23 protein-coding genes are annotated in these 19,677 nt (G+C 73.8%); 15 read left to right on the top strand and 8 right to left on the bottom strand.

Going from position 1 to position 19,677, the window contains the following annotated elements; genetic code table 11:
- Positions 1-152: 152 nt before the first annotated feature.
- The gene (locus DMH08_RS30885; RefSeq protein ID WP_125619474.1) at positions 153-1,208 is read right to left on the bottom strand and encodes an alpha/beta fold hydrolase; all 1,056 of its coding nucleotides are present in this window, start codon (positions 1,206-1,208) and stop codon (positions 153-155) included.
- A 129-nt stretch (positions 1,209-1,337) separates the two neighbouring features.
- Positions 1,338-2,036: a class I SAM-dependent methyltransferase gene (locus DMH08_RS30890; protein ID WP_125619476.1), complete on the bottom strand. Its 699-nt coding sequence runs from the start codon at positions 2,034-2,036 to the stop codon at positions 1,338-1,340.
- A 117-nt stretch (positions 2,037-2,153) separates the two neighbouring features.
- On the opposite strand from DMH08_RS30890, the gene DMH08_RS30895 reads away from it, so the two are divergent.
- From DMH08_RS30895 to proC, 7 genes are all read left to right on the top strand, one after another.
- Entirely contained in the window at positions 2,154-3,038 is an 885-nt protein-coding gene (locus tag DMH08_RS30895) for a sugar phosphate isomerase/epimerase family protein (protein ID WP_125619478.1), read from the top strand.
- A complete protein-coding gene (locus DMH08_RS30900) occupies positions 3,035-3,637 on the top strand; it encodes a TetR/AcrR family transcriptional regulator (protein WP_034518644.1) in 603 nt (200 codons plus the stop codon). The genes DMH08_RS30895 and DMH08_RS30900 overlap by 4 nt, the downstream gene beginning before the upstream one ends.
- Positions 3,638-3,693: 56 nt before the next feature.
- The gene (locus DMH08_RS30905) at positions 3,694-4,425 is read left to right on the top strand and encodes an ABC transporter ATP-binding protein (RefSeq protein ID WP_233617906.1); all 732 of its coding nucleotides are present in this window, start codon (positions 3,694-3,696) and stop codon (positions 4,423-4,425) included.
- The gene (locus DMH08_RS30910; protein ID WP_026403274.1) at positions 4,422-5,156 is read left to right on the top strand and encodes an ABC transporter permease; all 735 of its coding nucleotides are present in this window, start codon (positions 4,422-4,424) and stop codon (positions 5,154-5,156) included. The genes DMH08_RS30905 and DMH08_RS30910 overlap by 4 nt, the downstream gene beginning before the upstream one ends.
- A gap of 99 nt (positions 5,157-5,255) precedes the next feature.
- Positions 5,256-6,410 carry an LCP family protein gene (locus DMH08_RS30915; protein ID WP_084550504.1) on the top strand — a complete coding sequence of 385 codons (1,155 nt, stop codon included), beginning with the start codon at positions 5,256-5,258 and terminating at the stop codon, positions 6,408-6,410.
- Positions 6,411-6,443: 33 nt separating this feature from the next.
- Positions 6,444-7,361, top strand: coding sequence for a proline dehydrogenase family protein (locus DMH08_RS30920; RefSeq protein ID WP_125619480.1), 918 nt, complete (start codon positions 6,444-6,446; stop codon positions 7,359-7,361).
- A gap of 27 nt (positions 7,362-7,388) precedes the next feature.
- Positions 7,389-8,183: a pyrroline-5-carboxylate reductase gene (gene proC / locus DMH08_RS30925; RefSeq protein ID WP_026403276.1), complete on the top strand. Its 795-nt coding sequence runs from the start codon at positions 7,389-7,391 to the stop codon at positions 8,181-8,183.
- A gap of 109 nt (positions 8,184-8,292) precedes the next feature.
- On the opposite strand, the gene DMH08_RS30930 is transcribed toward proC, so the two are convergent.
- Positions 8,293-8,691 (bottom strand): hypothetical protein, encoded by a 399-nt coding sequence (locus DMH08_RS30930; RefSeq protein ID WP_125619482.1) that lies wholly within the window; start codon positions 8,689-8,691, stop codon positions 8,293-8,295.
- A 101-nt stretch (positions 8,692-8,792) separates the two neighbouring features.
- Between DMH08_RS30930 and sigJ the strand changes: the two genes are divergently transcribed.
- Both sigJ and DMH08_RS30940 read left to right on the top strand, forming a co-directional pair.
- Positions 8,793-9,737 carry an RNA polymerase sigma factor SigJ gene (sigJ, locus tag DMH08_RS30935; protein ID WP_125619484.1) on the top strand — a complete coding sequence of 315 codons (945 nt, stop codon included), beginning with the start codon at positions 8,793-8,795 and terminating at the stop codon, positions 9,735-9,737.
- A gap of 106 nt (positions 9,738-9,843) precedes the next feature.
- Complete coding sequence (locus DMH08_RS30940) at positions 9,844-10,254, top strand: hypothetical protein (protein WP_125619486.1); 411 nt, start codon at positions 9,844-9,846, stop codon at positions 10,252-10,254.
- On the opposite strand, the gene DMH08_RS30945 is transcribed toward DMH08_RS30940, so the two are convergent.
- On the bottom strand, positions 10,251-11,207 hold the full coding sequence (locus DMH08_RS30945) for an alpha/beta hydrolase (protein WP_084550508.1): 957 nt from the start codon (positions 11,205-11,207) through the stop codon (positions 10,251-10,253). The two genes, DMH08_RS30940 and DMH08_RS30945, sit on opposite strands and share 4 nt — an antisense overlap.
- Before the next feature lie 132 nt (positions 11,208-11,339).
- Here DMH08_RS30945 and DMH08_RS30950 point away from each other — a divergent pair, with 132 nt between their 5' ends.
- From DMH08_RS30950 to DMH08_RS30975, 6 genes are all read left to right on the top strand, one after another.
- Positions 11,340-12,554: an acetoin utilization protein AcuC gene (locus DMH08_RS30950; protein WP_051300886.1), complete on the top strand. Its 1,215-nt coding sequence runs from the start codon at positions 11,340-11,342 to the stop codon at positions 12,552-12,554.
- Positions 12,554-13,399: a phosphatase gene (locus tag DMH08_RS30955; RefSeq protein ID WP_026403280.1), complete on the top strand. Its 846-nt coding sequence runs from the start codon at positions 12,554-12,556 to the stop codon at positions 13,397-13,399. The genes DMH08_RS30950 and DMH08_RS30955 overlap by 1 nt, the downstream gene beginning before the upstream one ends.
- A 338-nt stretch (positions 13,400-13,737) precedes the next feature.
- Positions 13,738-13,941: a helix-turn-helix domain-containing protein gene (locus tag DMH08_RS30960; protein ID WP_026403281.1), complete on the top strand. Its 204-nt coding sequence runs from the start codon at positions 13,738-13,740 to the stop codon at positions 13,939-13,941.
- Positions 13,942-14,353: 412 nt separating this feature from the next.
- Complete coding sequence (locus DMH08_RS30965) at positions 14,354-14,452, top strand: 30S ribosomal protein bS22 (protein WP_018654693.1); 99 nt, start codon at positions 14,354-14,356, stop codon at positions 14,450-14,452.
- A 38-nt stretch (positions 14,453-14,490) separates the two neighbouring features.
- Positions 14,491-15,501 carry an NAD-dependent epimerase/dehydratase family protein gene (locus tag DMH08_RS30970; RefSeq protein WP_233617907.1) on the top strand — a complete coding sequence of 337 codons (1,011 nt, stop codon included), beginning with the start codon at positions 14,491-14,493 and terminating at the stop codon, positions 15,499-15,501.
- A gap of 121 nt (positions 15,502-15,622) precedes the next feature.
- Complete coding sequence (locus DMH08_RS30975; protein WP_125619490.1) at positions 15,623-16,630, top strand: lysophospholipid acyltransferase family protein; 1,008 nt, start codon at positions 15,623-15,625, stop codon at positions 16,628-16,630.
- 39 nt (positions 16,631-16,669) lie between these two features.
- Here the strand turns inward: DMH08_RS30975 and DMH08_RS30980 are convergent, their stop codons facing one another.
- The 4 genes from DMH08_RS30980 to DMH08_RS30995 all read right to left on the bottom strand — a co-directional run bounded on the left by DMH08_RS30980 (position 16,670) and on the right by DMH08_RS30995 (position 19,492).
- Positions 16,670-17,164 (bottom strand): SRPBCC family protein, encoded by a 495-nt coding sequence (locus DMH08_RS30980; RefSeq protein ID WP_125619492.1) that lies wholly within the window; start codon positions 17,162-17,164, stop codon positions 16,670-16,672.
- Between the two features lie 39 nt (positions 17,165-17,203).
- Entirely contained in the window at positions 17,204-17,674 is a 471-nt protein-coding gene (locus DMH08_RS30985) for an NUDIX domain-containing protein (protein WP_026403283.1), read from the bottom strand.
- 1 nt (position 17,675) lies between these two features.
- Entirely contained in the window at positions 17,676-18,548 is an 873-nt protein-coding gene (locus tag DMH08_RS30990) for an HAD family hydrolase (RefSeq protein ID WP_026403284.1), read from the bottom strand.
- Positions 18,549-18,841: 293 nt separating this feature from the next.
- Complete coding sequence (locus DMH08_RS30995) at positions 18,842-19,492, bottom strand: sigma-70 family RNA polymerase sigma factor (protein WP_026403285.1); 651 nt, start codon at positions 19,490-19,492, stop codon at positions 18,842-18,844.
- Positions 19,493-19,677: the final 185 nt, after the last annotated feature.

Genomic DNA, 19,677 nt, shown 5'->3' on the forward strand with positions numbered 1-19,677 from the left:
CGGACGCCGCCGCGACCCCCCTGGCACCCCCCACCGACCGCCCCAGCAAGACCCCCCCCCGCCGCCGGACTCGGCTAGGAAACCGCCCGCGCCCGCCCCGCCCGGTCCGCGGGCGGGGCGGGCGCGGGCGGGTTCCCAGTCGCGCTCGGGCGTCAGGAGGCGTTCTTGCGGGCGCGTTCGATGAGGTCGGCCAGGTGGTCGGAGACGACGGCGGGGCGTTCGAGCATCGCCATGTGGCCGACCGTGGGGATGACCTCCAGGCGGGCGTTGGGGACGCAGTCGGTGATCTTGAGGCTGTGCTCGACGGGGGTGAGCATGTCGTTCTCGGCGCCGATGACGAGGGTGTCGGCCGCGCCGAGGGACGCGCAGTCGCTGATCACGTCGGCGGTGATCATCGAGCGGAGGAAGTCGACGAGGGCGTCCATCCGGGTGTCGGCCATCATCTGCTCGCCGAACGCGACGGCGGCGGGGGAGGCGTCGGGGCCGAAGGCGACGAGGTCCTCGACGAGCATGGACGCGGCGCGGCCGAGGTGGCGGACGCGTTCGATGGCCGAGGAGCCGGCGCCGGCGGCGTGCAGGGCGCGGGGGAGGAGGCGCTGGGTGACGCGGGCGATGGCGGCGGGCAGGCCGAGGGTGACCTCGCCGAGGCCGCCGGAGGACGTGCAGAGCAGCCCGGTGGCGAGGACCTTGCGGCCCATGAGGCCGGGGTGCGCGTCGGCGAACCGCATGGTGGTGATGCCGCCCATGGAGTGGCCGACGAGGACGACGGGGGTGTCGGCGGGGACGGTCGCGTCGATGACGGCGGCGAGGTCGGCGGCGAGCTGGTCGAGGGTGTGGCGGTCGCGGGCGCCGTCGTCGGAGCGGCCGTGGCCGCGCTGGTCCCAGAAGACGAGGCGGCCGAGGCCGCGCAGGGCCTTGCGCTGGAAGTGCCAGGAGTCCTGGGTGAGGGTCCAGCCGTGGGAGAAGACGACGGCGAGGTCGGTGCGGTCGGCGCCGTCGATCTCGGCGTAGAGGCGGGTGCCGTCGTCGGCGCGGACGGGGGTGGGGCGGCCGCGCAGCGAGCCGAAGGGCTCCCCGGCGTGCGGGTCGGGGCGCAGCTGCAGGCGGCGGACGGCGCGGCGCTGCGCGGCCAGTCCGGCGCCCGCTCCGGCCGCGCCGAGCGCGGTGGCGGTCAGGATCGTGCGGCTCGTCGTGGCGACTCGGCCCATGGCCGGTTCCTCCCGTTCCCTCAGGTCGCGCACGCCGGGCGGGGCGGCGCGAACGCCTGCGCCGATTGTTGTACAGGTGGTCCAGTAGGGCCAGGGGCGGGCCCCGAATGTGACCGACCAGTCAGTAACTCACGCGTAACGCCACCATAGATTGACCGCGTAGTCCACTTCGAGTCCCGCGTGCTCGGCCAGGACGTCGGCCGCGAGCTCCGGCGGGAACTCGATGCGCACGACGGCCTCCAGGTCGCGGCGGTCGTCGAACAGCCAGCGGATCGTCAGCGGCTCGCGCGCGAACCCGCGGCGCGTCCAGAACCGCTCGACCGCGTCCGGGTCGTACTTCGGCAGGGAGCGGCGGAACCAGCGGCCGAACGTCGAGCGGGTCGCGTCGTTGTCGATGACGAAGACCGCCCCGCCGCGCCGGACGACCCGGTCCAGTTCGGCGAGCCCCGGTTCGCAGCCCGGCCCGAAGAAGTACGCCCAGCGCGCGTGGACGACGTCGACGGAGGCGTCCGGCAGCGGCAGGGCCTGCGCGGAACCGACGCGGACGGCGACGTTCGGCGCGTCCCTCGCGCGGCGCGCGGCGGCCGCGGCGAGGCCCGCGTGCGGCTCGACCCCGACGACGCGCGCGGCCTCTTCGGCGAAGAACGGCAGGTGGTAGCCGGTCCCGCAGCCGACGTCGAGGACGGTCGCGCCGGTCCACGGCCGGATCGCGCGCATCGCCGCGGGCAGGACCCCGTCGGGGTCCACCGCTCGGTTCTCCAGCTCGTAGACCTGCGGGGAGTTCCAGATGTTGGGGCTCGGCACGGCGCCCGGAGCGATCTCGGCCACGGGGACAGAGCGTAGCCGGGCGATTCGGATCACTCCGGGGCGAGGGTTTCAACGCGGCTCCGGGCGCATAGGCTTTCCGTACGAACACTGCCGAGCGATCACTGTGGCGAGGAAGCCTTGACCCCGCAGCACAACGGCGCCTTCTCTCCGGCACTCCGGGTGCCCGACGCTCCGATCACGCTGTCCACCGCGTCGGTCTACCCCGAGAAGGTGCCGAGCGCGTTCGAGATCGCCGCCCTGCTCGGCTACGACGGCGTCGAGGTGATGGTCTCGACGGACGCGTCCTCGCAGGACCTCAACGTCCTGCGGCGCCTCTCCGACTACCACCAGGTCCCGATCAAGTCGATCCACGCGCCCTGCCTGCTGCTCACCCAGCGGGTGTGGGGGCGGGAGCCGTGGGGCAAGCTGGTGCGCTCCAAAGAGGTCGCGGAGGAGCTGGGCGCCGAGGTCGTGGTCGTGCACCCGCCGTTCCGCTGGCAGCGCGACTACGCGCGCGACTTCGTCGGCGGCCTCGCCCGCATGCAGGACGAGACGGACGTCCTGTTCGCGGTCGAGAACATGTTCCCGCTGAAGGCGCGCGGCGCCGAGGCCGGCATGTACCTGCCCGACTGGAACCCGATCGACCAGGACTACCCGCACGTGACGCTCGACCTGTCGCACACGGCGGTGTCCGGGTCGGACGCCCTGGACATGGCCGGGCGGCTTGGCGACCGGCTCCGCCACATCCACTTGGCGGACGGCGTCGGCATCACGAACAAGGACGAGCACCTCGTCCCGGGGCGGGGCTCGCAGCCGTGCGGGCCGATGCTGGAGACGCTCGCCGAGACCGGGTTCCGCGGGCACATCGTCCTGGAGGTCAACACGCGGCGCGCGTCCAACCGCGCCGAGCGCGTCGAGGACCTGGCCGAGGCGCTCGCGTTCGCCCGCCTGCACCTCGCCGCGGCCGACCGCACCTGGGAGGTCACCTCCGGCGGCGAGATCAGCCGCCGGAGCGCCCGGTGACCTCCCCCGGGACGCGCGCGCCGCGCGGCCCGCGCGGGCCGGGGCGGCGGCCGGGGCAGACGGAGACGCGCGAGGCGATCCTCGCCGCGGCCCGCGAGCTGTTCGCCGAGAAGGGCTACGACGGGGCGTCGCTGCGGGCGATCGCGCGGGCCGCGGGCGTCGATCCGGCGCTCGTCCACCACTTCTTCGGCGGCAAGGAGGGCGTGTTCGTCGAGGCGATGCGCTTCCCGGTGGACCCGGCGGTCCTGCTGCCGCGCATCATGGCCGCGCCGCGGGAGCGGCGCGGCGAGGCGATGGCGCGCGTGTTCCTGAGCGTCTGGCAGGACCCGGACCGCCGCGCCCCCCTCCTGGCGATGCTGCGCTCCGCGATGACGAACGAGCGCGCGGCGGCGCTGCTGCGGGAGTTCCTGAGCAGCGCCCTGTTCGCCCGCGCGGGCGCGGCGGCGGACGTCCCGCGGCTGCGGCTCCAGGCGGCGGCCGGGCAGATGATCGGCCTGATGATCCTGCGGTACGTGCTGGGGGTCGAGCCGCTGGCGTCCGCCTCCGAGGACGAGATGGTCGAGCTCGTCGCGCCCGTCCTGCAGTCGTATCTGGGCTGACCGCCCGACCTTCCGAGCGTCTTGACCGGGATCCCGCGCCGACTTAAATTCAACACATGATGAGTTTTGCTCCGGCGGTGAGCGTCCGCGACCTCCGGGTGGCGCGCGGCGGACGGGACGTCCTGCACGGGCTCACGTTCGACGTGCCGCCGGGGTCCGTGGTGGGGCTCCTCGGCCCGAGCGGGTGCGGCAAGACGACGCTGCTGCGCGCGCTCGTCGGCGTGCAGATCGTCGCGGGCGGGGAGGTCACCGTGCTCGGCGAGCCCGCCGGGTCGCCCGCGCTGCGGCGCCGCGTCGGGTACGCGACGCAGAGCCCCGCCGTCTACGCGGACCTGACCGTCGCCGAGAACCTCCGCTACTTCGCGTCCGTCCTGCGCGCGCCGCGCTCGGACGCCGACCGCGTCATCGCCGAGGTCGGGCTCGCCGGCAGCCGCGACCAGGTCGCCGCGACGCTGTCCGGCGGTCAGCTCAGCCGCGCCGGCCTCGCCGTCGCGCTGCTCGGCTCCCCCGACCTCCTCGTGCTGGACGAACCGACCGTCGGCCTCGACCCGGTGCTGCGGCAGGAGCTGTGGGAGCTGTTCCGCGGCCTCGCCGACCGGGGCACGACGCTGCTCGTGTCCAGCCACGTGATGGACGAGGCGGGCCGCACCGACCGGCTCCTGCTCATGCGCGAGGGGCGGCTCCTCGCCGACGGCACCCCCGACGGCCTGCGCGCCCGCACCGGCGCCGACGACCTCGAGGCCGCCTTCCTGCACCTGATCGCCGAGACGTCCGGGAGCGCGGCATGAACCTCGCGATCACGCTGGCCACGACCCGCCGCATCCTCGCGCAGCTCCGCCGCGACCGCCGCACGCTGGCGCTGCTCGTCCTCGTGCCGTCCGTCCTGATGGTCCTGCTCCGATACGTGTTCGACCGTCCCGAGCTGTTCGACCGGGTCGGCCCGATGCTGCTCGGGCTGTTCCCGTTCACGATCATGTTCATCGTGACGAGCGTCGCGACGCTCCGCGAGCGCACGAGCGGGACGCTCGAACGGCTGATGACCATGCCCCTCGGCAAGCTCGACCTGCTGCTCGGCTACGCGCTCGCGTTCGGGCTCGTCGCGCTCGTCCAGGTCGGCGCGGTCCTGGCGGTCTCGCTGACGTGGCTCGGCCTCGACCTCGGCGGCTCCCTCGGCCCGCTCGTCCTCGTCGCCGTGCTGGACGCGCTGCTCGGCATGGCGCTCGGCCTGTTCGCCAGCGCGTTCGCGCGCACCGAGTTCCAGGCCGTCCAGTTCATGCCGGCGTTCGTCCTGCCGCAGGCGCTGCTGTGCGGGCTGATCATGCCGCGCGACCAGATGGCGCCGTGGCTGGAGGCGGTCTCGGCCGTCCTGCCGCTGACGTACGCCGTCGAGGGCATGCAGGAGATCGCCGCGGGGAGCGGCTTCACCGGGACGCTCGCCGCCGACGTCGCCGTCATCGCCGGCTGCACGGTCGTCGCGCTGCTGCTGGGCGCGGTCACGCTGCGCCGCCGCACCGCCTGACCCGTCCGTCCGGCCGCCCGCGCGGCCCGCTCGCCTGAACCGGACACTTGGCCTCAAGTGCCCCTTCTCGCCCGGCGCGGGCTGGTACCTTCTCCCGACATGACACCCCAGGATGTGCCCGGCACCCCGGCCTCCCCGAACCCCGACGGCCCGCCCCCGCGGAACGGGCCGGACGGCGGCGCGGACGGCGGCGGCGCCGCGGAGAACGACGTCTTCTGGGGCTCGGGCGACAACGACGGGACGCCCCGCAAGAAGCGCTGGCCGCGCGTGCTGATCGCCATCGGCGTGTTCGTCGCGCTGATCGTCGCGGGGGCGGGCGGCCTGGTGTGGCAGCGCCAGTCGTCCTACAACGGCAACATCGACCGCATCCAGGGCGTCATGCCGGAGGCGAACCGGCCCGGCCCGAACGTCGCTGGCACCGAGAACTGGCTGCTCGTCGGCTCGGACCGGCGGTCCGACGAGCAGACGACCGGCGCGGGCAACGACGCGTGGAAGCCCGGCGAGCAGCGCACCGACACGATCATGCTCATGCACCTGCCGGCCGACCGCAAGAAGGCGTACCTGATCTCGTTCCCGCGGGACTCCTGGGTGGACGTCCCCGGCTACGGCAAGCAGAAGATCAACGCCGCGTTCTCGTTCGGCGGGCCGAAGCTGCTGATCCAGACGATCGAGGGCCTGACGGGCGTCCGCATCGACCACTACGGCGCGATCGACTTCGCCGGGTTCGAGTCGATGGTGGACGCGCTCGGCGGCGTCACCGTCAACATCAAGAACAGCGTGTACGACCCGGCGCGGAAGGTGAACTGGCAGGCCGGGCCGCAGGAGCTGGACGGCGAGGAGGCGCTCCTGTTCGTCCGGCAGCGGTACAACCTGCCGAACGGCGACTTCGACCGGATGAAGCGGCAGCAGGCCCTGCTGCGGGCCCTCGCCAAGAAGGCCGCCGACAGCGGAACCCTGACGAACCCGCTCAAACTCGACCGGTTCCTGTCCGCGCTCACCAAGTCGATCAGCGTCGACGAGGGCCTGTCCGGCGGCGACCTCCGCTCCCTCGCGCTGAGCCTCCGCAGCGTCCGCGTCTCCGACGTCACCTTCCTGACGACCCCGCACAAGGGCACCGGAATGGTGCAGAAGCAGAGCGTCGTCTTCCTCGACCCGCAGAAGGCGACCGTCCTCTTCGAGTCGGTGAAGACCGCCGAGATGGCCCAGTACGTCCAGCGGTACGGCGGTGGGAACAACCTCGGGACCGTCTCGTAACCTGGTCCTGAGGCCGTCCGAGAGGGGTGCCCTGTGATCCGCCGGGCGTTGCTGGCCGCGTCGCACTCCGGCGGCGCGCGCCGGATCGTCGAGAACGCGCCGTTCGCCCGCGACGTCGCCCGCCGCTTCATCGCCGGCGAGACCGCCGCCGACGCGGCGCGCGTCACCGGGCGGCTCACCGACGAGGGCCTCCTCGTCACCCTCGACGTCCTCGGCGAGGACGTCCACGACAAGGAGCGCGCGGAGGCGAACGTCGGCAAGTACTGCGAGCTCCTCGAACACCTCCGCGACGAGGGGCTCGGCGCGCGCGCGGAGGTCTCGCTGAAGCTCACGGCCGTCGGCCAGGCCCTCGACGAGGAACTCGCCCTCGACAACGCCCGCCGCGTCTGCGAGGCCGCCGCCACCGCCGGGACGACCGTCACCCTCGACATGGAGGAACCCGAGACGGTCGACGCCGCCCTCCGGGCCGTCCACGAACTCCGGCGCGACCACCCCGCCGTCGGCGCGGTCGTCCAGGCGTACCTGCGGCGCGCCGAGGAGTACTGCGCCGACCTCGCCTACGAGGGCTCCCGCGTGCGCCTGTGCAAGGGCGCGTACGCCGCGCCCGAGTCGATCGCCTTCATCGAGAAGGACGAGATCGACACGTCGTTCGTCCGGTGCATGAAGATCCTCATGGCCGGCAAGGGCTACCCGATGCTCGCCACCCACGACCCCCGCCTCATCGAGATCGCCGAGGCCCTCACCCTCCTGCACGCCCGCGACGCCGGCACCTTCGAGTACCAGATGCTGTACGGCGTCCGCCCGCAGGAGCAGCGGCGCCTCGCCGCCGAGGGCGCCCAGGTCCGCGTGTACGTCGCGTACGGCCGCGACTGGTACGCGTACTTCATGCGGCGCCTCGCCGAGCGGCCCGCCAACCTGCGCCTCGCCCTGCGCTCCCCGGCCCGGCGATAGGGTGGACCGGCGTCGAAAGGTGAGCCGATGATCGCGATTCTGGGTGCCGGGAAGATGGGCGAGGCCCTGCTCTCGGGAGTGCTGCGGGCCGGGCGCCGCCCGTCCGACCTGGTGGCGACCGCGCGCCGCGAGGAGCGCGCCGCGCTGCTCCGCGAGCGGTACGGCATCGAGATCGTGTCGAACGCGCAGGCCGCCGCGAAGGCCGACACGCTCGTCCTCGCCGTCAAGCCCCAGGACATGGGCGCCCTGCTCGCCGAGATCGGCCCGCACGTCCCGCCCGGCCGCCTCGTCATCTCGATGGCCGCGGGCATCACGGCGTCCTTCATCGAGGAGCGCCTCCCCGAGGGCACCCCGGTCGTCCGCGTCATGTCGAACACGCCCGTCCACGTGGACGAGGCGATGAGCGTCGTGTCCGCCGGCGCGCACGCCGACGAGACGCACCTCCACATGGCCGAGGAGCTGCTCACCCCGGTCGGCAAGGTGCTCCGCATCCCCGAGTCCCTCCAGGACGGCGCGACGGCCCTCTCCGGCAGCGGGCCCGCGTACTTCTACTACCTCGTCGAGGCGATGGTCGACGCCGGCATCCTGCTCGGCATGCCCCGCGCCGCCGCCCTCGAGATGGTGATCCAGTCGGCCGTCGGCGCCGCCGTCATGCTCCGCGACTCCGGCGAGCACCCCGTCCTGCTCCGCGAGGGCGTCACCTCCCCCGGCGGCACCACGATCGCCGCCATCCGCGAACTCGAACGCCACGGCGTCCGCGCGGCCGTCCTCGAGGCGATCGAGGCCGCCCGCAACCGGGGCCGCGAACTCGCGAGCGGCTGACCCCGCGTCGACCGGGGACCCGCCCGGCGGCGCCGAGCGCCCCGGCCGAGTCCCGTGCGCCGCCGGAGAGGAAGCCGGTGCCGTCCGGCGCCCGGACGTCGAGGAGGCGTCAGCCGACTCGTCCCGGGGCGTCCGTCCCGGTGCTCCGGGGCCGGGCCAGCGCCAGGACGGACAGGCCGAACATCAGGACGCCCAGCGGGACGTGGACCGACGGCACGTGCGCGATCCCGAGCGCGACCTGGAGCGATGCGAGGGCCAGGAAGCCGGAGGCGTGCCCGACGGGCAGGAGCGGGCCGCCGCCCGGCTTCCACGCCAGCGCAGCTGCGAGCACGTACAGCATCGACGCCCCGTACATCACGCGGGCCCCGGCGCTGTGGAGCGTCTCCCCGTAGGACGAGGTGAGCAGCAGCCCGGCGGAGACCGCCTGGACGAAGATGGTCAGGGTCTGGAAGGCGAGCGCGATCTCCAGCAACGAGGTGCGGCGCCGTGCCGTCGCCCGGGGTGCCATGGCGAGGTCTCCTCACCTGCCCGGAGGCAGTAGATCGATAAGGTCTCACCAACCCGACGAAACGGGCTCGCGAAAGGTAAGGCGAGGGGGCGCGGCGAAGGATGGAGGCGGCCGGGGCGGGCGCCGGTGACATCGCCGGTGACATTGCCGGTGACACTGCGGGTGAGGTCGCCGGTGACGTCGCGGGTGAGCGGGGCCGGCTGGTCAACGTCGCCTACCGGCTGCTCGGTTCGCTGTCCGAGGCCGAGGACGCCGTGCAGGAGGCGTACACGCGCTGGTACGCGCTGCCGCGGAGCCGGCGGGACGGGATCGTGTCGCCCGGCGCCTGGCTGACGACGGTGACCGCCCGCCGCTGCCTGGACGTGCTGGGCTCGGCGCGGGTCCGGCGCGAACGCTATGTCGGCGCCTGGCTGCCCGATCCGCTGCCCGATCACGCCGAGCGGGGCCGGGGCGCCGCCACCGACCCCGCCGACCAGATGGTCCTGGACGAATCGGTGACCATGGCGTTCCTCGTCGTCCTGGAGACGATGACGCCCGCCGAGCGGGCGGCGTTCGTCCTGCACGACGTCTTCCGCTACTCCTTCGCCGAGATCGCGGGCATCCTCGGCCGGACGCCCGCGGCGTGCAAGCAGCTCGCGGCCTCCGCCCGGCGGCGGGTGCGCGACGCGCCGCCGCCGGCGCCGGCGGCCGCGCAGGCCGACACGGTGCGCCGGGTCAAGGCGGCGTGGGAGAGCAAGGACATCGCGGCCCTCGTGGACCTCCTCGACCCGGCCGCCGTGATGACCGCCGACGGCGGCGGAGCGGCCCGCACCGCGCTGCGCCCGATCGAGGGCGGCGCGGACATCGCCCGGTACATGGTCGCCATCGCCGGGAAGGCGCCGGGGCTGGAACTGCTGGAGCGGTCGGTCAACGGCATGCCGGGGCTGGTGGCGCGGCAGGCCGGTTCGGTCACCACCGTGGCCGCGTTCGACATCGCCGGCGGCCGCGTCACCCGCATCTGGACCGTCCGCAACCCGGAGAAGCTGCGCCCGTGGTCCCGGAGTTAGCCGCCATCGGCGGCCCTGACCTCGGCCGTCACGGAACGCGCGCGGAAAGTTCAATTTTGTACCGGGATGGTTGAGCCGGGGGACGGGCTCGTCCGTGTATGGGGGTATGGGACTCGTTATCCGTTTGGTCGTGGCCGCCGGGCTGGTGGTCGACGCGGTCGTGCACTGGCTGTACGCGCCGGACATGGCCTACCTGCAAGGGGGGTCGATCTCCGGGGAGCTGCTGTTCCAGGTGCAGGCGGCCGTGGCGGCGGTGGCCGCGGTGGTCGTGCTGGTGTACGGGAACCGGTGGGCCTACGCGCTGGCGTTCGCGGTGGCGGGCAGCGCGGTGGGGGCGCTGCTGCTCTACCACTACGTGGACGTGGGCGCGCTCGGTCCGCTGCCGAACATGTACGACCCGATGTGGTACACGGAGAAGTGGCTCAGCCTCGTGGGCGAGGGCATCGCGGCGGTCGCCGCGGTCGCCGGGTTCGCGCTGGCCGCGCGGGAGCGGGAGCGGGAGCCCGAGCCGGTCTAGGCGGCCGCCTCGGCGCGGCCGGGCGCGGTGACCTCCGTGATGAACCGGGCCGTGTCGCGCATGGCGGCGCTCGCCTCCGGCAGGACGCGGTTCAGCATCTGGAAGACGTGCATCTGGCCGTTCCACACCTGGAGTTCGCAGTCGGCGCCCGCGGCGGTGAGGGCGTCGGCGAGGGCCTCGGCCTCGGGGCGCAGCACCTCGGCGCCGCCCACCTGGATCAGGACGGGCGGCGTGTCCGTCCACGCGCAGGTGAGGAGCGCGACGCGGGGGTCGTCGAAGCCGTCCGGGCCGACGACGAGCCGGGCGACGCGGCGGGCGGAGCGCGCGCTGATGTAGGGGTCGCGGGCCTCGGCCTTCGCGGAGAGCTCGCAGGTCAGGTCGACCCACGGGGAGAAGAGGACGAGCCCCGCGGGGGACGGCAGGCCGGTGCGGCAGATCTCGCCGGTGAGGGCCGCCGCGAGGTGCCCGCCGGCCGAGTCGCCCGCGAGGACGATGCCGGACGGCGGGACGCCGCGGGCCAGCAGCCACCGGTAGGCGGCCACGGCGTCCTCGAGCGGCGCGGGGAACGGGTGCTCGGGCGCGAGGCGGTAGCGGGGGACGAGCACCGGGAGGTTCGTGTCGAGGGTGAGCCGCGCGGTGATCGACCGGTGCGTCCGGGGCGAGCAGAGGACGTAGCCGCCGCCGTGCAGGTAGAGGACCGCGCCGGGCGCGGCCTCGGCGTCGCGGGCGACGACCCATTCACCGGTGACGGGCGGCTCGCCGGACTCGACGCCCGGGTCGTGGAGGGGGTGGACGCGGACGCGCTGGCTGTGGCGGAGCAGGAGGGACGCGGCGTCGACGGTGGAGCGGGCGGTGCGGATGCCGCCGGCGTGGCCGGGGATGCGGTCCCTGACCGGCTGGAGGCCGAGGCGGAGCGCGTTGCTGATCACACGGCTGCGTACGCTCGGGTCCATCGTTCCTCCAGTGTTCCTTTGCGGTCCGGTAGATATATGCCCAAATCCGGCCCGTTGTCCACGTCACACGTTGGAAACGGAGTCGGATTCGGTGTGAGCCACGCCATAGGCGCGCCGCGATAGCGTGAGCTCATGAGCAGTTCCGCCCCTCCGTCGCCCGACGCCCCAGGTCCGTGCGGGCTCGAGATCCTCTGGGACGAGCGGCTCACCTCTTACGATTTCGGTCCCGGGCACCCCATGAACCCCGTGCGGGTCGAGCTGACGATGCGGCTCGCGCGCGAGCTGGGCGTCCTCGACCGTCCGAACGTGCGGGTCGCCGCGCCGAAGCCCGCGGACGACGCGCTGCTGCGGCTGGTGCACGAGGAGTCGTACATCGCGTCCGTCCGGCATTCGGGCGCGACCGGGCTGCCGGAGCCGCGGCACGGGCTCGGCACCGACGACAACCCGGTGTTCCTCGGGATGCACGACGCGTCCGCGCTGGTGACGGGCGCGTCGGTGGCGGCGGCCGAGGCGGTGTGGACCGGACGGGCCGAGCACGCGGCGAACATCGCGGGCGGGCTGCACCACGCGCTGCGTGGCGCGGCCAGCGGGTTCTGCGTCTACAACGACCCGGCGGTCGCCATCGCGTGGCTGCTGGAGCAGGGCGCCGAGCGGGTCGCGTACGTCGACGTGGACGTGCACCACGGCGACGGCGTGCAGATCGCGTTCGCCGACGATCCGCGCGTCCTGACGATCAGCCTGCACGAGTCGCCGCGCACGCTGTTCCCCGGCACGGGGTTCCCGAACGAGACGGGCGCCGCGGGCACCGCGGTGAACGTGGCGCTGCCGCCCGGCACGGGGGACGCGCAGTGGCTGCGGGCCTTCGACGCGGTCGTCCCGCCGCTGCTGCGCCGGTTCCGGCCGCAGGTGCTGGTCACGCAGCACGGCGCCGACGCGCACACGCTCGACCCGCTGGCGCACCTGACGCTGAGCGTGGACGGCCAGCGCGCCGCGGCGGCCGCGCTGCACCGGCTCGCGCACGAGACGGCGGACGGCCGCTGGATCGCGACCGGGGGCGGCGGATACGAGCTGGTGCAGGTGGTGCCGCGCACCTGGACGCATCTGCTCGCGGAGGCCGCGGGCGGGCCGATCCCGCCGGAGACGGAGACGCCGGACGACTGGCGCGCGTTCGTCCGGCTGCGGACCGAGGAGATCGCCCCGCGCCGGATGACGGACGGGACCGACGTGGTGGAGGTGCACAGGTGGGGGAACGGCTACGACCCGGCGAATCCGGTGGATCAGGCGATCCTCGCGACGCGGCGGGCGGTCTTCCCGGAGCACGGACTCGATCCGATGACGGACGAGTGATGGACACGCCCGCGCGCGCGGACCTGCGCAAGCACCTGGTCCGGACGATGATCGCCGGGGACGTCGCGACGCCGCGCCAGAACAACCTGCTGCACTACCGGCGGATGGCGGCCGGGCACCCGTACTACCAGTTCGGCCTGCGGTTCGAGTCGTCGTGGACCGAGCGGTCGGTGCTGGAGATGATGGTCGAGCGCTGCGGCGTCAACCCCGACTCCCGGCACATGTACGGGGACGACACCATCGACCCGGACATCACCCTGGACACCCTGGAGGCGATGGGCGAGCGCATCGGGCTGGCGGCGCGGCGGAAGGAGACCGTGGTGGTCGCCACCGGGCACCCGGCCACGCTCACGCCCCTCTACCAGGCCGTCGCGCGCGCTCTGCTGGACGCCGGGTGCGCGGTGCTGACGCCCGCGCGCGGGTGGACGTACGAGATCGACACCGACTACGGCGGCGCGGACCTGCGGCGCCTGGTGTACGCCGAGCCGGGCGTGGCGATGCTGGAGAGCGAGGAGGGCCGCACCCAGCACACGCACGACCCGCACCCGATGGAGGCGATGCTCCGCGAACTCGCCGCCGGTAGCGGGTCCGGCGGAGCCGGGGACGCTAAACCGGAATTGTGGCCGGATCTGGCCATCGCCGACCACGGGTGGGCCGGAGCGGCCGGACAGGCCGGCATCGACACCGTCGGGTTCGCGGACTGTAACGACCCGGCGCTGTTCGCGGGCGCCGCCGAGGGCAAGGTCGACGTGGTCGTCCCGCTCGACGACGGCGTGAACCCGCACCATTACGCCCCTTTGACCGCCTACATCCTGGGGCACGCGGGGCTGAACGCCGCCGACTGAGCCCTCCCGTCCCGGGGGTTCCCCGCGCCCGTTCGTCACGATGCGTCACCGTGGCGGGCGGGCGTGACGCATGCGCTCGTCCGGGACGGTCCGTGGCGCCTGAGACGCAGGTCGGCCGGGGGTTTCGCTTCACATCGGACGGTCGCGCCGCGCGGCGCGTCCGGGCCGGCCGCGGCCCGCGTATCAGCACTGTGGCGCTCGGGCAAGGTCCGGAGACGGAAATGCGTGGAATCCCCTCTTGCGACGCGCGATACGCGATTTACGCTGGAGGAAGTACACGTGCGTGATCAAAGTCACCCGAAGGGCCGGTGCGCGGCACGTGTGGAAGAGGGCGTCCGATGAGTTCAGGCGAGCGACCTCTGAGTGAGGTCAGGTTCCTGACGGTGGCCGAAGTGGCGGCGGTGATGCGGGTGTCCAAGATGACCGTCTACCGCCTCGTCCACTCGGGCGAGCTGCCCGCGATCCGCGTGGGCCGTTCGTTCCGTGTCCCCGAGCAGGCCGTGCACGACTACCTGCGCGAAGCGTACATCGAGGCCGGATGACGGGGCGGCGGCCCGCCGGGCTCCGCGCCCGGGGCGGCCGCCGGGCCGGCACCCGGCCGCACGACGGGGATTGAAGGACGGGACCCGCCGGCGGCGCGGCCGCCGGAGACGGGAGGACACCGGACGGGACGGGCGCGCGCGCCCGCCCCGCGGAAACAGCGGCGTCCGGTGCCGTGCCGAGCGCGGTACCGGACACCCGCACCGGACGGGCGCGCCGGACGGCCGCCGCGTCCGCGCCGCCCCGCGGGCGCCTCTCCGCGGGCGCCTCCCGCCATGCCGACGCATGATCCGCGCCGGTACGGCGGTACTCTTGACCACTGGACCGTGCGCGCACCACCGAGTGAGCCGACGAGCGACCTCGCCCGCGGCACGTCCGGACCGCACATCACCCGATACGCCGGAGCGAGGTCTCGTGGGCTCTGTCATCAAGAAGCGCCGTAAGCGGATGGCGAAGAAGAAGCACCGCAAGCTGCTGAAGAAGACGCGCATCCAGCGCCGCAACAAGAAGTGAGCGCACCGGCCGCACGGCCGTAGGGGATGGGGCCCACAGTGTCGTCCACGCCCGCGGCCCGTGTCGTCCTCGTCACGGGCGTGTCCCGTTTCCTGGGGGCGCGGGTCGCGCACGCGCTGCAGGCCGACCCGGGCATCGAGCGGGTGATCGGGGCGGACACGGTCCCGCCCGCGGCGCCGCTCGGCCGCACCGAGTTCGTCCGCGTGGACATCCGGACGCCCGGCATCGCGAAGCTGATCGCGTCCGCCGGGGTCGACACGGTGGTGCACCTCAACCTGGTGACGTCCCCGTCCGTGCCGCGGACGAAGGTGAAGGAACTCAACGTCATCGGCACGATGCAGCTCCTCGCGGCGTGCCAGCGCTCGCCGGACGCGCGCAAGCTCGTCGTGCGGTCCTCGGCGGCCGTGTACGGCTCCTCGCCGAAGGACCCGGCGGTCTTCACCGAGCTGGACCAGCCCGTCGAGGCCCCCTCCTCGGGGTACGCCAAGGACGCGGTCGAGGTCGAGGGCTACGTGCGGGGCCTCATGCGCCGCCGCTCCGACCTGACCGTGTCCGTGCTGCGCTTCGCGAACTTCGTCGGTCCCGGCGTCGACTCCCCGTTCACCCGGTACCTGTCGCTGCCGGTCGTCCCGACGGTGCTCGGGTTCGATCCGCGGCTCCAGTTCGTCCACGAGGACGACGGCGTCGAGGTGCTGCGCCGCATGACCGTCGAGGACCACCCCGGCTGCTTCAACGTCGCCGGGGACGGCGTGCTGCTGCTCTCCCAGGCCGTGCGCCGCGCCGGGCGGCCGTCCGTCCCGGTCCCGGCCCCGTCGCTCTCGGCGGCCGGCGGCATGGGCCGCCGGTTCGCCGGCATGTCCGGCTTCTCTCCCGAACTGCTGCGCTGGCTCACCTACGGGCGGGTGATCGACACGTCGGCGCTGGCGCGCGCGCTGGCCTGGCGTCCCAAGTACGGCACCGAGGCCGCCTTCGCCGACTTCGCCGCCGCGGGCGGGCACGGCCGCGGCCCCCTCGGCCGGCTGGCCGCCGTCCTGGGCTCCCGCCGCTGAGCGCGCCGCCCCGGGGAGGGCGTCGCGCCGCCGGGCGCGGGCATGCTTGGGTGGAGCCAGGGCATGAGCGCTGTTGTCACCGGGGGTGTGGGGGATCGCTCCCCCACGGAAGGGACGCACCATGAACGCCCACCACGAGGCAGACGAGGGCGCCCGGATCATCCCGCTCGCCGCGGCCCGCGACCGGGACGGCGGCGGGGACGCGGGCCGCGGCCCCGGGCCCGCGGCCCGGCGGGAGGGCCCGCCCGCGAACGGCGGCGGGGACGGGACGTCCGGCGGGCCGCGGTCCCTCGAACGCTCCATCGAGCGCCGCGTCGCGGCCGGCCTGGAGTTCCTCAGCCGCCGCCTCACCGGCGACTACGAGGTCGACGAGTTCGGCTTCGACCCCGAGTTCAACGGCCGGGTGCTGCTGCCGGCCGCCCGCGCGCTGTACGAGCACTGGTTCCGGGTCGAGCTGGCCGGCGGCGGGAACGTCCCGTCGGACGGCGGCGCGCTCGTCGTCGCGAACCACTCGGGCACGCTGCCCCTGGACGGCCTGATGCTGACGGTCGCGCTGCACGACCACGCGGGCCGGGACGTGCGGCTGCTCGGCGCCGACCTGATCTACCAGGTGCCGGTCCTCGGGCACCTGTCCCGCAAGGCGGGGCACACGCTCGCGTGCCAGGCGGACGCCGCGCGGCTCCTCGGCAAGGGCGAGCTCGTGGGGGTGTTCCCCGAGGGGTACAAGGGCGTCGGGAAGCCGTTCGCGGACCGCTACAAGCTGCAGCGCTTCGGCCGCGGCGGGTTCGTCGGCACGGCGCTGCGCGCGGGCGTCCCGATCGTCCCGTGCGCGATCGTCGGCGCCGAGGAGATCTACCCGAAGCTCGCCGACCTGCGCCCGCTGGCCCGGCTGCTCGGGCTGCCGTACTTCCCGGTGACGCCGACGTTCCCGCTGCTCGGGCCCGCGGGCCTCCTGCCGCTGCCGTCCAAGTGGCTGATCGCCTTCGGGGAGCCGATGTACCTCGACGACTACGACGCCGACGACGCGGACGACCCGATGACGGTCTTCGAGATCACCGACCACGTGCGGGAGAACGTCCAGCAGATGCTGCACGAGACCCGCCTGCGCCGCGGCCCCGCGTTCTTCTGACGCCTCGGCCGCCGAGGGGGCCGGGCCCGCGGAAGCGGGCTATCCGGACGTGAGGGCGCCGAGGTCGAGCGGCGGCTGCTCGACCGTCCGGGCGAGGATCCCGAGGGTGGCGCGCAGGCCGGCCTCCGGGATGACGGGGAAGATCCCCTTGCCGCGGTACTCCTCGTCGATCCGGCTCCAGTCGTAGTAGGACGTGACGAGGCTGCCCTCCTCGGCGGGCTCGACGCGGTAGCCGTACAGGTGCCGGATCGGCGGCTTGATGAGCCCCTCGATCGTCCACTGGATGTGCGCGTCCCGCTCGAACTCGGTGATCATGACCGTGACGTCGTACTTGCCGAAGGGGTAGTCGTTGAGGGACTCGCGGTCCATGTGGACGACGAACCTGTCCCCGGCCTTCGCGACCCGCTCGCCCTCGGCGGACTGGAGCATGCCGGAGCTGTCGATCGCGACGTGCCCGCGCGGGTCGGTGAGCACCGCGAACACGGTCGCGGGCGGCGCGGCGATCGTCCGCCGGACCTCGAAGCGTTCTTCCATGGCCGCAATCTCTAACACACCGGGCATGCCGCCGGAAGATCAGGATGTCGGGAGGTAGACCGTCCCGCCCTGTTCGCGCGCCCGCCGCGCCGCGGGGACGCGGGGCGCGAGCGCGCGGGCGAGCCGCGCCTCGGCCTCCTCCCACGTGAAGAAGCCGAACGCGTCCAGCTCGTCCTCGCCCAGGCGGATCCCGGACGGGTCGGCGACGGTGCCGCCGTCGAACGCGAAGTGGAGCATCGGGCGCTCCCGGTCGGCGTCGGGCGGGACGACGTCGACGACGAGCAGCCGCCGCGCCCGGATCCGCAGCCCGAGCTCCTCGGCGACCTCCCGGGCCGCCGTCTGGTGCGGCGCCTCGCCGGGGTCCATGCTGCCGCCCGGGATCTGCCAGTACGGCCGGTAGTTCGGCTTCACGAGCAGGACCCGGTCGCGCTCGTCCGTCAGCAGCGCGCCCGCGGAGACGTGCGCCGTGGGGAGCGCGGCGTACCACTCGCGGGGGGCCAGGTACGGCATCTCACGACCGGTAGTGCTTGCGCAGCGCCATGCCCGCCGCGACGCCTCCCGCGAGGGCGCCCGCCCCCGCCGCGGCGGGCAGCGCGACCATCGTCACCTTGCGCCCCGTCCGGAAGTCGTGGACGGGCCAGTCGTTCGCCCTCGCGTGGTCGCGGAGCCCGCCGTCCGGGTTCACCGCGTGCGGGTGCCCGACGGCGGTCAGCATCGGCAGGTCGTTGATCGAGTCGCTGTAGGCCGAGCACCGGGCCAGGTCGAGCCCCTCCCGCTCCGCCAGCGCCCGGACCGCCTCGGCCTTCGCGGGCCCGTGCAGCAGGTTCCCGACCAGCCGTCCGGTGTAGACGCCGTCGCGGGTCTCGGCGACGGTGCCGAGCGCGCCGGTGAGGCCGAGCCGGTGCGCGATCGTCCGGGCGACCTCGACGGGCGTCGCGGTGACGAGCCACACCTGCTGCCCGGCGTCCAGGTGCTGGAGGGCGAGGGTGCGGGTGCCGTGCCAGATGCGGTCGGCCATCGCCTCGTCGTAGATCTCCTCGGTGAGCCGCACGATGCCCGAGACGCGCTGCCCGGCGACGAACGACAGCGCGGCCTCCTTGGCGCTGCCGATGTGCTCGTGGTTCTCGGTGCCGCGCAACCGGAACGCCGCCTGGCCCCAGGCGAACATCAGCAGGTCGCGGGTCGTGAACAGCTTGCGGCGGGCCAGGCCGCGCGCGAAGTAGTAGATCGACGCGCCCTGCATCATGGTGTTGTCGACGTCGAAGAACGCCGCCGCGGCCGGGTCGGGCTCGGGGAGCGGTTCGAGTTCGACGGCCGCCTCGGCGGCCACCTTCCCCGCGCGCACCGGGTCCTGGTTCTTGCCGCGCTGCCAGAATCGCCGCATGGGCGGAAGCCTAGTCAACGGCTCCGCCGCCGCCGTCGTCACGGGCGCGATTGCGACCGTCCTCACTCCGCGCCGCCGCCGACACCAGCCGCTCCCGCAGCCCCGCCCGGAAGGCCGGGTCGGGGACCGGTGCGCGCGCCCGCAGGTCGGCCAGGGGATTACCTTTGACGATCTTGGCTCGCCCGCTTCGCAATGACGCTCCCTTCCTGCCCGGACAACGAGCGTGGCCCGCCCCCGGTTACGGTCGCGCCCCGCCGCGGGACGTCCGCGCGGCCGGGCGTGTCGCGGACGGCTCAGCGCAGGTCGTCGGGGAGCATGCGGGCCAGCGAGCGGACGGCGCGGTACTGCAGCGCCTTGATCGCGCCCGTCTTCTTGCCCATGATCAGCGCGGTCTCGGCCACCGACAGGCCGTGCAGGAACCGCAGCACCACGCACTCCTGCTGCTCGGACCCGAGCCGGCGGACGGCGGCGAGCAGCGTCCGGTTGGTCATCGAGTCCAGGACGGCCCGTTCCGGCCCCTCCTGCGGGCGGTCCGGCTCCAGCAGCTCGGCCGTGCAGATCTCCAGGCGGTACCGGCCGGACTTGAAGTGGTCGGCGACCAGGTTCCGCGCGATGGTGACGAGCCAGGCGCCGAAGTCCTTGCCCTGCCAGTGGAAGTCGCGGATGCGGCGGAGCGCGCGCAGGAACGTCTCGCTCGTCAGGTCCTCGGTCAGCGCATGGCTGCCCACCCGGTAGTACACGTACCGGTAGACGAGCTCCACGTAGTGGTCGTACAGGGACCCGAACGCCTCCGCGTCGCCGTCCCGGGCGCGCAGCACGAGCGCCTTCAGCATCTCCGCGCGGTCGTCCGCGAGCTCGTCCGCCCGGTCGCCGGTCCGGACGGACGGAACGCTGGAACGCCGAGGAAGCGGGATGACCCCGGCATCGAGGGTCAAGCTGCTCATGCAGTTCTCCTCGGGGCGTACGCGACCTCCGGCGGGATTTGTCACTCTAGATACCGAAAGGTGCGCCAGGCAATGCCCGAGACCCCGCCGGAGGTCGCGTACGCCCCGAGGAGAACTGCATGAGCAGCTTGACCCTCGATGCCGGGGTCATCCCGCTTCCTCGGCGTTCCAGCGTTCCGTCCGTC

This window comes from Actinomadura sp. WAC 06369 (assembly GCF_003947565.1).
GTDB classification, from domain to species: domain Bacteria; phylum Actinomycetota; class Actinomycetes; order Streptosporangiales; family Streptosporangiaceae; genus Spirillospora; species Spirillospora rifamycini.

Excerpts from the sequence above, each read along its gene's own strand:
- DMH08_RS30885 (WP_125619474.1), bottom strand. The coding sequence starts at position 1,208 with ATGGGCCGAGTCGCCACGACGAGCCGCACGATCCTGACCGCCACCGCG.
- DMH08_RS30905 (WP_233617906.1), top strand. The coding sequence starts at position 3,694 with ATGATGAGTTTTGCTCCGGCGGTGAGCGTCCGCGACCTCCGGGTGGCG.
- DMH08_RS30910 (WP_026403274.1), top strand. The coding sequence starts at position 4,422 with ATGAACCTCGCGATCACGCTGGCCACGACCCGCCGCATCCTCGCGCAG.
- DMH08_RS30915 (WP_084550504.1), top strand. The coding sequence starts at position 5,256 with ATGACACCCCAGGATGTGCCCGGCACCCCGGCCTCCCCGAACCCCGAC.
- proC (WP_026403276.1), top strand. The coding sequence starts at position 7,389 with ATGATCGCGATTCTGGGTGCCGGGAAGATGGGCGAGGCCCTGCTCTCG.
- DMH08_RS30930 (WP_125619482.1), bottom strand. The coding sequence starts at position 8,691 with ATGGCACCCCGGGCGACGGCACGGCGCCGCACCTCGTTGCTGGAGATC.
- sigJ (WP_125619484.1), top strand. The coding sequence starts at position 8,793 with ATGGAGGCGGCCGGGGCGGGCGCCGGTGACATCGCCGGTGACATTGCC.
- DMH08_RS30940 (WP_125619486.1), top strand. The coding sequence starts at position 9,844 with ATGGGACTCGTTATCCGTTTGGTCGTGGCCGCCGGGCTGGTGGTCGAC.
- DMH08_RS30945 (WP_084550508.1), bottom strand. The coding sequence starts at position 11,207 with ATGGACCCGAGCGTACGCAGCCGTGTGATCAGCAACGCGCTCCGCCTC.
- DMH08_RS30950 (WP_051300886.1), top strand. The coding sequence starts at position 11,340 with ATGAGCAGTTCCGCCCCTCCGTCGCCCGACGCCCCAGGTCCGTGCGGG.
- DMH08_RS30955 (WP_026403280.1), top strand. The coding sequence starts at position 12,554 with ATGGACACGCCCGCGCGCGCGGACCTGCGCAAGCACCTGGTCCGGACG.
- DMH08_RS30960 (WP_026403281.1), top strand. The coding sequence starts at position 13,738 with ATGAGTTCAGGCGAGCGACCTCTGAGTGAGGTCAGGTTCCTGACGGTG.
- DMH08_RS30975 (WP_125619490.1), top strand. The coding sequence starts at position 15,623 with ATGAACGCCCACCACGAGGCAGACGAGGGCGCCCGGATCATCCCGCTC.
- DMH08_RS30980 (WP_125619492.1), bottom strand. The coding sequence starts at position 17,164 with ATGGAAGAACGCTTCGAGGTCCGGCGGACGATCGCCGCGCCGCCCGCG.
- DMH08_RS30985 (WP_026403283.1), bottom strand. The coding sequence starts at position 17,674 with ATGCCGTACCTGGCCCCCCGCGAGTGGTACGCCGCGCTCCCCACGGCG.
- DMH08_RS30990 (WP_026403284.1), bottom strand. The coding sequence starts at position 18,548 with ATGCGGCGATTCTGGCAGCGCGGCAAGAACCAGGACCCGGTGCGCGCG.
- DMH08_RS30995 (WP_026403285.1), bottom strand. The coding sequence starts at position 19,492 with ATGAGCAGCTTGACCCTCGATGCCGGGGTCATCCCGCTTCCTCGGCGT.